This window comes from Corynebacterium tuberculostearicum (assembly GCF_046097255.1).
GTDB classification, from domain to species: Bacteria; Actinomycetota; Actinomycetes; order Mycobacteriales; family Mycobacteriaceae; genus Corynebacterium; species Corynebacterium tuberculostearicum_J.
Genome location: NZ_CP175770.1, coordinates 464,930 through 477,364 on the forward strand (window position 1 = coordinate 464,930; position 12,435 = coordinate 477,364).

At 60.8% G+C, this 12,435-nt stretch carries 14 protein-coding genes; 5 read left to right on the top strand and 9 right to left on the bottom strand.

Annotation, left to right across the window (positions count from 1 at the left end; all coding sequences use genetic code 11):
• Window positions 1–7: 7 nt before the first annotated feature.
• The 3 genes from kdpB to kdpF are packed head-to-tail and all read right to left on the bottom strand — an operon-like array spanning window position 8 to window position 3,875.
• Window positions 8–2,071, bottom strand: a complete 2,064-nt coding sequence (kdpB, locus tag ACKFRY_RS02360; RefSeq protein WP_408923119.1) for a potassium-transporting ATPase subunit KdpB — start codon at window positions 2,069–2,071, stop codon at window positions 8–10.
• Window positions 2,068–3,783, bottom strand: a complete 1,716-nt coding sequence (kdpA, locus tag ACKFRY_RS02365; RefSeq protein ID WP_005326333.1) for a potassium-transporting ATPase subunit KdpA — start codon at window positions 3,781–3,783, stop codon at window positions 2,068–2,070. The genes kdpB and kdpA overlap by 4 nt, the downstream gene beginning before the upstream one ends.
• Window positions 3,780–3,875 (bottom strand): K(+)-transporting ATPase subunit F, encoded by a 96-nt coding sequence (gene kdpF / locus ACKFRY_RS02370; protein WP_005328272.1) that lies wholly within the window; start codon window positions 3,873–3,875, stop codon window positions 3,780–3,782. The genes kdpA and kdpF overlap by 4 nt, the downstream gene beginning before the upstream one ends.
• A gap of 535 nt (window positions 3,876–4,410) precedes the next feature.
• On the opposite strand from kdpF, the gene ACKFRY_RS02375 reads away from it, so the two are divergent.
• Window positions 4,411–5,400 carry an esterase/lipase family protein gene (locus ACKFRY_RS02375; RefSeq protein ID WP_408923120.1) on the top strand — a complete coding sequence of 330 codons (990 nt, stop codon included), beginning with the start codon at window positions 4,411–4,413 and terminating at the stop codon, window positions 5,398–5,400.
• Here ACKFRY_RS02375 and ACKFRY_RS02380 read toward each other — a convergent pair whose 3' ends face one another.
• The 3 genes from ACKFRY_RS02380 to bioB are packed head-to-tail and all read right to left on the bottom strand — an operon-like array spanning window position 5,401 to window position 7,587.
• The gene (locus ACKFRY_RS02380) at window positions 5,401–6,324 is read right to left on the bottom strand and encodes a Sir2 family NAD-dependent protein deacetylase (RefSeq protein ID WP_150850253.1); all 924 of its coding nucleotides are present in this window, start codon (window positions 6,322–6,324) and stop codon (window positions 5,401–5,403) included. It lies immediately after the preceding gene.
• 10 nt (window positions 6,325–6,334) lie between these two features.
• Window positions 6,335–6,607 (bottom strand): hypothetical protein, encoded by a 273-nt coding sequence (locus tag ACKFRY_RS02385; protein WP_239282944.1) that lies wholly within the window; start codon window positions 6,605–6,607, stop codon window positions 6,335–6,337.
• Window positions 6,607–7,587 (bottom strand): biotin synthase BioB, encoded by a 981-nt coding sequence (gene bioB / locus ACKFRY_RS02390; protein ID WP_239194695.1) that lies wholly within the window; start codon window positions 7,585–7,587, stop codon window positions 6,607–6,609. The genes ACKFRY_RS02385 and bioB overlap by 1 nt, the downstream gene beginning before the upstream one ends.
• 78 nt (window positions 7,588–7,665) lie before the next feature.
• Between bioB and ACKFRY_RS02395 the strand changes: the two genes are divergently transcribed.
• Both ACKFRY_RS02395 and ACKFRY_RS02400 read left to right on the top strand, forming a co-directional pair.
• On the top strand, window positions 7,666–8,976 hold the full coding sequence (locus ACKFRY_RS02395; RefSeq protein WP_408923121.1) for a M20/M25/M40 family metallo-hydrolase: 1,311 nt from the start codon (window positions 7,666–7,668) through the stop codon (window positions 8,974–8,976).
• Between the two features lie 22 nt (window positions 8,977–8,998).
• Window positions 8,999–9,559 (top strand): hypothetical protein, encoded by a 561-nt coding sequence (locus ACKFRY_RS02400; protein WP_408923122.1) that lies wholly within the window; start codon window positions 8,999–9,001, stop codon window positions 9,557–9,559.
• Here ACKFRY_RS02400 and ACKFRY_RS02405 read toward each other — a convergent pair.
• From ACKFRY_RS02405 to ACKFRY_RS02415, 3 genes are read right to left on the bottom strand one after another with little or no spacing between them, the layout of a single operon-like run.
• Window positions 9,556–9,861 (bottom strand): CHY zinc finger protein, encoded by a 306-nt coding sequence (locus tag ACKFRY_RS02405; protein WP_408921678.1) that lies wholly within the window; start codon window positions 9,859–9,861, stop codon window positions 9,556–9,558. The genes ACKFRY_RS02400 and ACKFRY_RS02405 overlap by 4 nt on opposite strands.
• A complete protein-coding gene (locus ACKFRY_RS02410; RefSeq protein WP_316981373.1) occupies window positions 9,839–10,678 on the bottom strand; it encodes a hypothetical protein in 840 nt (279 codons plus the stop codon). Before ACKFRY_RS02410 ends, ACKFRY_RS02405 begins: the two co-directional genes overlap by 23 nt.
• Window positions 10,678–11,043 (bottom strand): heme transporter, encoded by a 366-nt coding sequence (locus ACKFRY_RS02415; protein WP_408923123.1) that lies wholly within the window; start codon window positions 11,041–11,043, stop codon window positions 10,678–10,680. Before ACKFRY_RS02415 ends, ACKFRY_RS02410 begins: the two co-directional genes overlap by 1 nt.
• A 118-nt stretch (window positions 11,044–11,161) precedes the next feature.
• Here ACKFRY_RS02415 and ACKFRY_RS02420 point away from each other — a divergent pair, with 118 nt between their 5' ends.
• Both ACKFRY_RS02420 and ACKFRY_RS02425 read left to right on the top strand, forming a co-directional pair.
• Complete coding sequence (locus ACKFRY_RS02420) at window positions 11,162–11,596, top strand: hypothetical protein (protein WP_408923124.1); 435 nt, start codon at window positions 11,162–11,164, stop codon at window positions 11,594–11,596.
• On the top strand, window positions 11,593–12,393 hold the full coding sequence (locus tag ACKFRY_RS02425; protein WP_408923125.1) for a PrsW family intramembrane metalloprotease: 801 nt from the start codon (window positions 11,593–11,595) through the stop codon (window positions 12,391–12,393). Before ACKFRY_RS02420 ends, ACKFRY_RS02425 begins: the two co-directional genes overlap by 4 nt.
• Window positions 12,394–12,435: the final 42 nt, after the last annotated feature.

Below are 12,435 nucleotides of genomic sequence, written 5' to 3' on the forward strand. Positions count from 1 at the left end.
TCTTTTTCTATATACCTGGAAGCAGGTTGACTACCTGGTCAATGAGCCAGATGCCTAGGAATGGGGTGATCACGCCGCCCAGTCCCCAAATGCCCAGGTTACGGCGGAGCAGGGACGAGGCAGAGGCCGGCTTATAGGCCACGCCCTTGAGCGCCAATGGGATAAGAGCAACGATGATGAGCGCGTTGAATACGACTGCAGACACAATGGCGGATTGCGGCGAGTGCAGGTGCATCACGTTGAGGCGCTCGAGGTGCGGAAGCTGGGTAGAAAACAGGGCCGGCAAGATGGCGAAGTACTTCGCTAAGTCATTGGCCAAAGAGAAAGTGGTAAGCGCCCCACGGGTGATGAGCAACTGCTTGCCAATGCGCACGACATCGATAAGCTTGGTCGGATCAGAATCCAAGTCCACCATGTTGGCGGCTTCCTTCGCTGCAGAGGTACCAGTATTCATGGCCACACCCACGTCCGCCTGCGCCAGCGCCGGCGCATCGTTGGTACCGTCACCGGTCATAGCGACCATGCGGCCGTGCGCCTGTTCCTCGCGGATCCTGGCCAGCTTGTCTTCTGGGGTGGCCTCCGCGATGTAATCATCGACGCCTGCCTCATTAGCAATGGCCGCTGCCGTCAACGGGTTATCGCCGGTCACCATGATGGTTTTGATGCCCATCTGGCGCAGTTCGGCGAAGCGCTCCGCCATGCCCGGCTTGACGACGTCACTGAGCTGCACCACCGCAATAACCCTGCGGGTGCCGTCGGATTCTTCCACAGCAACGGGCAGCGGGGTTCCACCACCTTCAGCAATCTGGGTCACGGAGTCTTCAATTTCTTGCGGCCAGTGGCCACCCGCCTCGGTTACCCACCGGCGTACAGCATCGCCGGCGCCTTTACGCAGCTTTCGGCCTCTGAGGTCAAGCCCAGACATGCGGGTAGAAGCGCTAAATGGAATGACCTCAGCGGTCTTTTCTTCCTCTCCTGCTGCGGTAGAAAGGTGGTAGTTTTCAGTCAACCACGACACGATGGAGCGCCCCTCCGGGGTCTCATCGGCAACCGAAGCAACGCGGGCTATCTCCGCAGCTTCCTGCTCATCGACACCGCGCGCAACGATAAGCCCGGTGGCCTGCCGGTTGCCATAGGTGATGGTGCCGGTTTTATCCATGAGTAGGGTCGCTACGTCGCCCGCCGCCTCTACCGCGCGTCCGGACGTAGCCAGAACATTGTGGTGTACTAGCCGGTTCATTCCCGCGATTCCCACCGCGGATAGCAGGGCAGCGATGGTGGTTGGGATGAGGCAGACCAACAGGGCCACCAGCGAGAGCGGGGAGAGCTCCGCGCCGGTAAACAACCCCATTGGGGCCAGTGCGGTAACCGCAATGAGGAAGAGGATAGTCAGGGTAGACAGGAGGATGCTCAGCGCTATCTCATTCGGGGTCTTGCGTCGCTCCGCCCCCTCCACCAAGGCAATCATCGTATCGACGAAGGTTGCTCCCGGCTCCGAGGTGATCTGTACCAAGATGGAATCAGACAGGACCACGGTTCCGCCGGTTACAGCACAGCGATCGCCACCGGCCTCGCGAACCACGGGAGCAGACTCGCCGGTAATGGCAGATTCATCGACGGTTGCCGCGCCTTCAATGACGTCGCCGTCACCCGGGATAGTTTCTCCGGCCTCCACGCGCACGATGGCGCCCTTGGTGAGCTCAGAAGCGGCAATGACCTCGATGCCGCCATCGGTGACTAGGTTCGCGGTGGCGTCATCGCGCACGGCGCGCAAGCTATCCGCTTGGGCTTTACCGCGGCCTTCGGCATATGCCTCAGCAAACGCGGCGAACGCAATGGTAAACCACAACCATACGGTTACCACCCAGCCATAAACGCTGGGGCTAAAGATGGACCACAGGGTAGTCAGCGCGGCACCTACCCACACCACGAACATGACGGGGTTGCGGGCTTGGGCGAGTGGGGACATCTTGTGCGGCAACGACTTTAACGCTGCCGCAGCCAACCCACTGTTTTTGGTGGCAGGGCGCTGAGGAGTGCGTTGCTCAGTGGTCATAGTTGGTGTTGTCATGAGAGTGCCTCCGAAATGGGACCCAAGGTAAGAACGGGGAAGAAGGTAAGGGCGGCGACCAACACAATGACGCCGATGGTAAGCAGCGCGAAGGTCACGCCGGACGTCGGCAAGCTGCCGGCGGTAGTGGCCTGCCGGCGTTGACCGGCTAGGCTGCCCGCCAAGTACAGGGTGAAAACGATGGGGAGGAATCGGCCCAGCAGCATGGCGATACCGAGGGTGACTTGCCACCAGGGCTCGGTTACCGTCAGGCCCGCGAAGGCCGAGCCGTTATTATTCGACGCCGAGGTAAAGGCATAGAGCACCTCGGAGAGACCGTGCGCGTTATCCGGGGTTCCCGGCGCGCCGAAGTTGGTCGCGGAAAGCTCCACCAGCTTGCGCTGAGCCACCGATGCCCCCACGCCTACCAGGACGAGGACCGGCATGGTGAGGATGTACAGGCTCACCGCGGAGATTTCCTTGCGGCCGACCTTATTGCCCATGAACTCCGGTGTGCGCCCAACGAGCAGGCCGCCGATAAAGACGGCGAGGATTGCCACCATCAGCAGACCGTAGAGGCCAGTGCCCACGCCGCCCGGTGCAATTTCGCCCAGGAGCATATTGAGGATCAACAAGCCGCCACCCAATGGTGAATAGCTATCGTGCATCGAATCGACCGCACCGGTAGAAGTGCCCGTGGTAGACACCGCAAAGAGTGCGGAAGCGTCAATACCTAGGCGCTGTTCGATGCCCTCCAAGTTGCCGCCCGCGGCTTGGGCTGCCGCACCGGTGGTAGTGTGCTGCGCCCATACCACCAAAGCAACCATTACGGTCCAAATGCCGCCGATGACGCCAAGCAGGGTCCATGCATGCTTTTGGGATTTCAGCATTACTCCGTAGGCACGGATAAAGCAGAAAGAGATAACCAGCAAAGAAAAGATTTCTACCAGGTTGGTAAAACCAGTGGGGTTCTCAAAAGGGTGCGCCGAGTTGGCACCGAAGATGCCACCACCATTGGTTCCCAGCAATTTAATTGCTTCCTGGCTAGCCACCGGAGCGCGCGGAATATCCACGCCCGCGGAGCTCACCAGGTTGGACCCGAAGGTTTGCATGGTTCCGCCCAAGATAAGGACGAAGGAAATCAATAGAGAAAGCGGCAAAAGAATGCGCACCAAACCACGCGTGAGATCAACCCAGAAATTTCCGATGAGGTGCTGCCCACTCTCAGTGCCCAGCTTGTCTCGGCTATATCCCAAGTGACCGATACCGCGAATGAGCGCAACCGCCACACACATGCCGACAGCCGCGGAGGCGAAGTTCTGAACGGTCAGGCCAAGCATCTGCGCACCATTGCTCAGGGTTTCTTCGCCCGAATAGGACTGCCAGTTGGTATTGGACACGAATGACGCCGCGGTATTAAACGCCATCCACGGTTCCACCGCTGCGGAGCGGGAATTGCCAAAGCTAGGCAAAACGGTTTGTAGGCGCTGCACCGCGTAAAGAACGAGTACGGATGCCAAGCTGAAACCAAGCAATGCACGGCTGTAATTCTTGCTGTTATGCCCGCGGTTTGGGTCAACGCGCAGGACCTTATACACCGCACGCTCTATCGCCCAGTCCTTGTCAGAGGTGTAGCTGCGTGCGATCCAGTTGCCCAAAGGAACATATGCCGCCGCGAGCAAGACGACGAGGGCGAGGAACTGCGGTAACACCGCCCCAATGCCGGCGATCATGCGAAACGCTCCGGATCAACTAAGGAAATGATGAGGTAGGTCACCAAGGCCACAACAATGACGAGGCCAATGACCGCTGTAATGGTGTTCATGGTTATGCATCACCGTCCAGAAGCTCGTTGAGGACGGAGGGACAGCCAACCGTCAGGATGGCTATCAGGATTGCCACGATGTCTAACATGTGGGAAACCCCCTTGTGCGAGTGAAACTTTCCTGTGCCTGACAGATATGCCTGCCAGGTGCCGGTACCAAGGCAGCACCTGCTACGCACAAACGTTAGGACCACACCCCCGCTGCCCTAGGCAATCTTTGCGCTATCTTTACGCCTCTCGCTCGCAATTTTTATATTTCCTTTACACCCCTTTTGCGCCACCTTTTCTTCAGGCCGGGAACCGCCCTTTATCCACAACGAAGGCCCGCCGACAGCACATCGGCGGGCCTTCTCCCCATGACTAATCTCTCGGTACCCAAGGAGGGAATGGAGCGCACCCTCCTGCAGGCACCGCCCGTGATTAGGCAAGCCTAAGTTTATAAACCTTTCGTAGGATGGTCAAGGGTTTGCCCATAAATTTCTTCACCCCTGATAAAAACACAGTTAACCTGCAATAACGAGTACAATCCGGAACCATGGCTGAGTTGAAATCCACCATTTCCGAGCAACTCCGCAAATTCTGGCGTGCCAATGAGAAGGAATTGACCGATTCCCCGCGTCGCGGCATCGCCTCCCCTGCCGAAGCCACAGCACTACGCGAGGAGGTCGCGGCCGAGATTGCGGACCTCATCAAAGCCCAGAAGATCAAGACCAGCCCCGGCGATACCGCCCTCGACGCCGATGCCGCCGCTACCCTTCCCCTTGGTGCCCGCATTAAGCCGCGCGGCGTCTTTGAAGATGACTGGAGCGCGCGTCCCACCGCACAGCGCCCCTGGCCAGTCATCCTCATCCACGGCACCTGCGATACCAAAGGCGTATGGCAGCTCCTAGGCAATGAACTGCGCCAGGACGGCTGGGCCGTCTTCGCCCCCGATTATGGGCACCGCGCTACCCAGCCCCTCGCGGAATCCGCGAAGGAGCTTGGCGCCTATATTGATGTCGTGCGCGCAGTCACCGGCGCGGACAAGGTCATCCTCATCGGCCACTCGCAGGGCGGGCTGCTTGCCCGCTATTGGATGCGAATGATTGGCGGCGCCGAAAACGTCCTGCACCTGATGTGCATCAGCGCGCCGAACCACGGCACCACCTATGGTGGCATCGTCAGCCGCCTCATTCGCACCCCGCGCCAAGAAGCGGTAATGCGCTCCGTCATCGATGGTTGGTTCGGGCCGGCGGGCATGGACCAGGTCGTCGGCAGTGAGGCGCTGCGCGAAACCAACCGGGACGGCGATCTGGAATCCGGCGTAAGCTATACCTGCATTGCCACCCGGTCTGATGCCGTCGTGGTCCCACCCGAGACCTGCTTCCTCGACCCCCGCGGCGTCGCAGAGGGCACGGTTCGCAATATCTATGTCCAAGACTTCGACCGCCGCGCGATGGTCATGCACGAGGATATGCCGATGGATAAGCGCGTCTGCGCCATCGTGCGCACCATTTTGGAACTGGTGGAAAGCATCCCGCGCTAGTTATAGCCCCAGCTCATCGAGCAGCGCATCGAAGGCGGGACCTACCTGCGTGCGCCACAGCGTATCCACCTTCTGATCGCCCCGGCCGGGCCCGCCATTGATGACGGCCACGCGCTTGCCCTGCTTCTTTGCCTCCAGCACAAAGCGGTATCCGCTCATAACCGCCAGCGAGGAGCCAGCAACCATCAGCGAGCGGGCCTGGCCTAGCACGGCAAAAGCGGCATCGCGGCGCTCGGGCGGCACGGGCTCACCAAAGTAGACCACGTCCGGCTTCAATAATGCAGAACCACAGCGCTCGCACCCTGCCATGCGGAACGCAGCCACGTCAGCTTCATCAAGCGTCACGTCACCGTCCGGGTTCACTTGGTCCGCCTCCACGACGAGGCGCTCCAAGTACCCCGGGTTCGCTGCGGCTAGTCGCGCATCGAAGTGCGGCCGCGCCTCCCGCTGCCCACACATTAAGCACACGACGGTTTCCATATCGCCATGCAGCGCAACCAGGTTCATGGTGCCTGCCTGTTTATGCAGGCCATCTACGTTTTGCGTGACCACACCATTAACCAGCCCGGCGCGCTCTAATTCCACGAGCGCATAGTGCGTGCGGTTCGGCACCGCGGAATCCATGACCCGCCACCCCACAAAGCTACGGGCCCAATACCTATGGCTCGCGGCCGGGTCGTGGCGAAATTCCTGATAGGTCATCGGCCGGTGCCTACTCAGCGAGCCGCGCGGGCCCCGATAATCCGGCACGCCCGACTCCGTGGACACCCCTGCCCCGGTGAGCACCATCACTGGGCCCTCGCGCAGCTGCTTGACGACGTCCCCTAAAGCCTTCCCTTCCTCCGTATGCGGCGCCGATTCCTCGACCACTCGGGCTATCGAACGCAGCGCGGACTGATGAGCAAGGGAGACGGCGGGATCCATGCCCCCGATGCTAGCTTTCGGGCAAGTGCTCTACGTATAGCCACTCCGAATCCAGCTCCCCGTGGCGCGAGCACTTAGTATGCCAGCCATCGGGGCGCACCTGGGCCACCATGCGGCGGCCACAGATCTGGCAGTAGCGCGGCACGTCGAGGCCGGCTGCAGCCGCGGGGTGCAGCGTGAAGACCTCTTCGATCGGCTTGCCGGTATTCGGATGGAAGATCGGCTCGTCCCCAGAAAGGACGGCGGCAGCCAATTCTGATGTTGGCTCGGATAAACCAGGCACTACAGGGCCTTAATCGGCAGGTCGATGCGGTTCAACATGTCCACATCCTTTTCAATCTGCTGGCCCAGGGTGGTCAGGTAGTTGCCGGCGATAATGGCGTTGATGCCGCCGAGGAGGCCGCGCTCAGTGCCGTCGTCGCCAAGCGAAAGCTCGCGGCCACCAGCAAAGCGCAAGGTGGTAGACGGCATGGCCAGACGGAACGCCGCCACGGCGCGCAGGCCCTCACCCAAGGGAACCAGCGGGCGATCCGCGAAGGGGGTGCCAGGGCGCGGGTCAAGGAAGTTCATCGGTACCTCGCACGGATCAATCTCTGCCAGCTGCGCGGCGAACTCGGCGCGCTGCTCCAGGGACTCGCCCATGCCGATGATGCCGCCGCAGCAAACCTCCATGCCTACCTCGCGCACATAGTCGAGGGTCTGCTTGCGCTCCTCCCAAGTGTGGGTGGTGACCACATTGGGGAAGAAGGAGCGGGAGGTCTCCAGGTTGTGGTTATAACGCTGGGCGCCCATGTCCTTCAGGCGCTGTGCCTGCTCGCGGGTCAGGGTGCCCAGGGAGCAAGAAATCTCAATATCGACGGCGTCATTAATCGCGGCAATGGCCTCGCCCACCTGGTCCAGCAGGCGATCATCCGGCGACTTCACCGCGGCGACGATGCAGAACTCGGTAGCGCCGGACTTAGCGGTCTTCTGCGCCGCCTCCACCAGCTCAGGGATGTTCAAGCGCACTGCGCGCACCGGGGACTCAAAAAGACCGGACTGGGAACAGAAGTGGCAATCCTCTGGGCAACCACCGGTCTTAATGGAGATAATGCCTTCCACCGATACGTCCGGGCCGCACCACTTCAGGCGGGTCTGGTGGGCAATATCGGCGATCTCCTCCAGCTGGGAATCCGGAACCTGCAGTACCTGCAGCAGTTCTTCCTGGTTGAGGCCTTTGCCTTGCTCTAGGGCTTTCTCACGGGCGATGTCAACGATGCTCATGGTGCTAAACCCTACTTGAACGGCGTTCAACTTTGGTTAAAACCACATATAAATCTGTACGGAACTACCCTCGGGGGCATGACGCTTTATGATGACACCCTCTCCCTCCTCCAAGAGCTTATCCGCAATGCCTGCGTTAATGACCTCACCCCGGATTCCGGCCACGAGGTGCGCAATGCGGATAGCCTGGAAAAATTCTTCGCGGGCGAAGACGTGCAGATTGAGCGCTTCGAGTCCCACCCGGGCCGCGTTTCCATCGTCGTGACCGTTCCTGGCGATCCGGACAAGGAACCGCTGACCCTCATGGGCCACACGGACGTCGTTCCCGTAGATGAGCCGAAGTGGACCAAGCCGCCTTTCGAGGCACTCATCGAGGACGGCAAGCTCTACGGCCGCGGTTCCGTAGACATGCTCTTTATTACCGCCACCATGGCCGCCGTCACGCGCGAGGTAGCCCGCGCCGGTAACACGGGCGGCACCCTCGCCTTCGTCGGCATGGCCGATGAAGAGGCCCGCGGCGGCCTCGGCGTGCGCTTTATGTCCGAGAACCACCCCGATGCCTTTTCCTGGAAGAACTGCCTGTCTGAGACCGGCGGCAGCCACCTGCCCGACGCGGTGGGCTTCAACGTGGGAGAAAAGGGCGCCGGTCAGCGCCGCCTGCACGTACATGGCGATGCCGGCCATGGCTCCACCCCTTATGGCAAGGACTTTGCCATCGTAAAGATCGGTGAGGTGGCCCGCCGCATCGCCGCCGCTGAGCCGCCCACGGCTTCCAATGAGATCTGGGAGGGCTTCGTGCGCACCTTCAAGTTCGACCCCCAGACCGAGCAGGAGCTTATCGACGGCACCGGTGACTACTCCAAGTTCGGCAACCTCGACGCCTACGCGCATGCCTTTAGCCATACCACCATCGCCGAGACCGTCCTGCGCGCCGGCGGTGCCATCAACGTGCTGCCTTCACATGCCTACCTGGAAATGGACGTGCGCCCCTTCCCCGGCCAGACCCAGGAGGATCTGGATGACTTCCTGCGCAGCGCGCTCGGGGACATGGCCGATGAGGTAGAAATCGAACACCTCATTACTGAAGATGCCACGCAATCCTCCACCGATACCGAGCTGTGGCGTGCCATCGAGGCCACCTCCAAGGAATTCTTCCCCGATAAGGACGTCGTCCCAGTTCACGCCACCGGCGGCTCGGATCTGCGCTTCGCCCGCCGCAAGGGTGGCAATGCCTATGGTTTTGCCATGCACGCCGAGGGCCGCGATATGGCCAGCGCCAATTCGCAGCTGCACAGCCACGACGAGCACCTCTACCTAGAGGACCTCGAGCTCACCGTCCGCGCCTACCGCAGCCTGGTCAATCGCTTCCTTGGCCTGTCACAGGCGTAACAAGTGTGGCAAGATGTCTGGCATGAGCTTTGCACGTAAGTCCGCGCTGCTTTCTGCAGCCACCGCCCTGACCGTAACCCTCGCCGCCCCTGCCGCTGCCCATGCCGACGCCGTTGATAACCTCCTCGACAAGATTCCTGCCGGCCAGATTTCCTGCTCCCAGGCACAGCAGTACTGGACCAACTCCGCTGACTACAACCAGAAGAAGTCCCAGGCCCTTGCCGTTGCCACCGTGCACCCACGCGGCAACGAGGTCCGCGGCGCCATCGGCCGCATGGATGAGGCCATTGCCCGCTGCGGCCTAAACGGCACCACCGGTCAGGGCAAGCCGGTCAACACCGGCGGCCAGCGCGGCAATGCTCCTGCGCCAAAGCCGGCTCCGGCCCCCGCACCAGCTCCAGCCAAGAACGCCAAGGTCATCGAGCTGGGCACCATCCCGGGCCAGCCGACTGTCGACGTCCCATTCCTGGGCCAGACCTTCCGCATCCCGGACGCGGCCAAGATCGCCCAGAACGCCGTATCCCAGTTCCAGCTGCCACAGATTCCGCAAATCCAGCAGCTACAGCAGCTGTCTTCTTTCTAGCGGTCTAGCTGAAAATAGATCCCGGCATGCGCGATGCAGCCGGGATTAAATTTATGCCCGCAGTGGGGACACGCAGGCGCGGCGGAATAGGCGTGAAAGTTCATTTCGGTGCGGCAGGCGCCGCAGAGGACTGAGGGGACGTCGGCAAGCATGGGCCCAAACTCATGCTCAGTGAGCTCGGCGTGGCACAGCGCGCAGGCAAAATACTTCCCGCACGTAGCGCACTTATTGGCCACCACATCCAGCGGCGAATGCCAATGCTTGCACCGGCCCTCCGTATCAATCGCGCCGTGAATCTTCATGGCCGTCAGCATACGCGCCATCCTGTTGCCACTGCTGTTTCTTTTCCTCTGATTTCTTGGCATTGCGCACGGCCTGAATGCCCACCACGATGGCAATGATGAGCGGTACCCACACCTTGCTGTAATCCATGAGGAATACGAGCCAGTCGGGCGGATCGATGTCGATGTTGAAGTCGAAATTCGGCACCGGCAGCTCTATCTGCGGAAACTCCGGTACGGGGAGCGCGATATCCGGCAGGTTAATCTCCGGCAGCTCCCAATCCGGAAGCAACCGGGACAAAATGCGGCTGATAATCGGGCCGAGCACGATCACGCCAATGGCCCAGCCGGACTTTCCCAGCCCGCCTAGAAGCGGATACAGCACCCGTTTGAAAGAACTTTCCTCCATGGCGTGGCGGCGCTTCTCCCCCAAGGAGCCGGCCGGCGGGTCGAGGGCGACTGCCTCCTCGCCATTGCGGTAGTACACGTCCAGGAGCTCGCCAAAGGGTGATGCCTGAATGTCCAGATAAGGTTTGCTGCGCGGGGCGGAATTCTCAAGAAGGGTGAGGTCTTTTTCAATCTTCTTCTTGAGCGAATAGCGGCCCGCGCGGGGCCGCTCATGGCGGCTGCGTACCTGACCGTTCACCACAATCTGCAGGCGTGGGCTGGGATTTTTCCGCCAGAGTTGGACGCGCGCCGGCAGCGAAGCATCGCCTGGAACCGGGGTGAAATCCTTGGCCTTCTTCGGCCACTCGCCCATCTCCGCGAACTCGGCATCGTACCCGCGCTGCACCTCGATTGTGCCCACTTCTGGGTGCTCTAGGCGCCACGTCTCCATTAGCTCTTCCCTGCCTTAGAGCCCACCACGGCACCCAGCCTGCTCGCGGCCCACGCTAGGAACACGAATACTGGGAGGTATATCCAGGTGCCCTCGTTGAAGTACAGGGACATGGCGGCAAAATAGGCCAACCCTGCCACACAGAAGCTGGTCCAGGAGGCGCGGAAAGTGGCGCCGTCGGCAAGAGCAATGACCACCGTCAGCACGGCCATGAGGATGAGCAGAACTACGCCGGAGACTAGGTGATAGACCGCGGGCGGAAGGCCAACAAAGACCACGGCCATGGCGATGGGTGCCCACCACTGCCACCACACGCGGGTGGGCTCGTCCTTTGCCTCTGCTTCTTCCGCTAGCTCCTCAAACACGCACCCAACCTATCACAGGGCTTGATATTGCTTATGGAGGAGAAATCCTCCCCGTGGTCGGCCTAATCCTCCCCGCGGAGGATACCGCGCTGAACAGGGCGTACCTAGCGTTGAAGGCATGAAAAGCACACCACTCATCCTCGCGGCGGGCGTAATATTCGGCGCCATCTACGGCACCAATGCGCTCCTGCCAGACATATACGACAACCCCACCTCTGAGGTGCAGGCCGGCCAGGCGCGCATCCCCGGATTATCCTGCACGGAAGAAGATGGCTCTACCAGCAGTGAACCACGCTGGGACTGTGACGGCACCCAGATCCGCGCTAAAGAAGTCGGTGTACAGGACAAAGACCAAGCCACTCGGCGCTACCTCCGGGCAATGGGTGAGAGCACGGCCATGCCAGAAGGAGACATCGACCGCGACGGGGATAAGCGCACGCTTAGCGATGGCGACCTCGTAGCCATCAGCATCGAGGGAGATGGCCCCACCACGTTCCTCTCCTTGCGCGGACCGCGCGCTGCAGAACTTGCCCAGGAGGTAGAAAAGGCATGAAGAATCTGTACTGGCTATCTATCGCTTTCGGCCTGGTGGTCTCCGGCTTCTTTTTGGCTGGTCGTCGGTTTACCGAGGTTGGCCTCCTCGGCGCGCTCATCTGCGCTGGCCTGACGCTTGGATTGGGATTCTGGTGGTTTAGGCCGCGGCCGATGTGGCAGGGCATCCTATGGGGTGCGCTCGCCCAGCCGGTGGTGTTTAGCCTCAACAACCAAATGGTGGGGATCTCGGACAAGCTGTGGATCACCCACCTCGACGCAGCCTTATACTCGCCGCTTCCGGAAGAAACCATCAAGCTCCTCGGCGTTGTCATTATTATTGCAGCCTTTGGGAGCGTGCGGCACCCTTACCAAGCCGCCGCGATCGGAATGGCGGTAGGCCTTGGTTTTAATGCCATGGAAAATGTGCCGTTCATCCTCCACGCGGCCATCGATAACTTGGACGGCGACCTCTGGGGCGTACTCATTACCGGCACCGGGCGAATCCTCACTGGTGCCTTTAGCCATGCACTGTATACGGGGGTTGCGGCGTGGGGCGTCGGCAAGCTCTATGCGGGCGCGCGCCACGGATACTGGCAGGTGGCCGGATTCTGGCTGGCCGCTATCGCCCTGCATACCCTGTTCAATGCCTCGCTGATCATTACGGGTGATTGGCCGGTGACCTTTTTCCTTACCGCTCTCATTACGTGGACACTGATTATCTGGGGCCTGCGATTCATGCGCAAGCAAGATAGGAAATATGCGGCACAAAGCAGCGAAAATGTCCTATCCACTAAAGATCCGGAATATAGCTCCTGAGCTGGCTCAATGCGAAGAAAAAGGCTCGTGTCCGAGGGGTGT

What these genes read in the sequence shown, in the direction of transcription:
- kdpB (WP_408923119.1), bottom strand. Translation starts at nt 2,071, where the DNA reads ATGACAACACCAACTATGACCACTGAGCAACGCACTCCTCAGCGCCCT.
- kdpA (WP_005326333.1), bottom strand. Translation starts at nt 3,783, where the DNA reads ATGATCGCCGGCATTGGGGCGGTGTTACCGCAGTTCCTCGCCCTCGTC.
- kdpF (WP_005328272.1), bottom strand. Translation starts at nt 3,875, where the DNA reads ATGAACACCATTACAGCGGTCATTGGCCTCGTCATTGTTGTGGCCTTG.
- ACKFRY_RS02375 (WP_408923120.1), top strand. Translation starts at nt 4,411, where the DNA reads ATGGCTGAGTTGAAATCCACCATTTCCGAGCAACTCCGCAAATTCTGG.
- ACKFRY_RS02380 (WP_150850253.1), bottom strand. Translation starts at nt 6,324, where the DNA reads ATGGATCCCGCCGTCTCCCTTGCTCATCAGTCCGCGCTGCGTTCGATA.
- bioB (WP_239194695.1), bottom strand. Translation starts at nt 7,587, where the DNA reads ATGAGCATCGTTGACATCGCCCGTGAGAAAGCCCTAGAGCAAGGCAAA.
- ACKFRY_RS02395 (WP_408923121.1), top strand. Translation starts at nt 7,666, where the DNA reads ATGACGCTTTATGATGACACCCTCTCCCTCCTCCAAGAGCTTATCCGC.
- ACKFRY_RS02400 (WP_408923122.1), top strand. Translation starts at nt 8,999, where the DNA reads ATGAGCTTTGCACGTAAGTCCGCGCTGCTTTCTGCAGCCACCGCCCTG.
- ACKFRY_RS02405 (WP_408921678.1), bottom strand. Translation starts at nt 9,861, where the DNA reads ATGAAGATTCACGGCGCGATTGATACGGAGGGCCGGTGCAAGCATTGG.
- ACKFRY_RS02410 (WP_316981373.1), bottom strand. Translation starts at nt 10,678, where the DNA reads ATGGAGACGTGGCGCCTAGAGCACCCAGAAGTGGGCACAATCGAGGTG.
- ACKFRY_RS02420 (WP_408923124.1), top strand. Translation starts at nt 11,162, where the DNA reads ATGAAAAGCACACCACTCATCCTCGCGGCGGGCGTAATATTCGGCGCC.
- ACKFRY_RS02425 (WP_408923125.1), top strand. Translation starts at nt 11,593, where the DNA reads ATGAAGAATCTGTACTGGCTATCTATCGCTTTCGGCCTGGTGGTCTCC.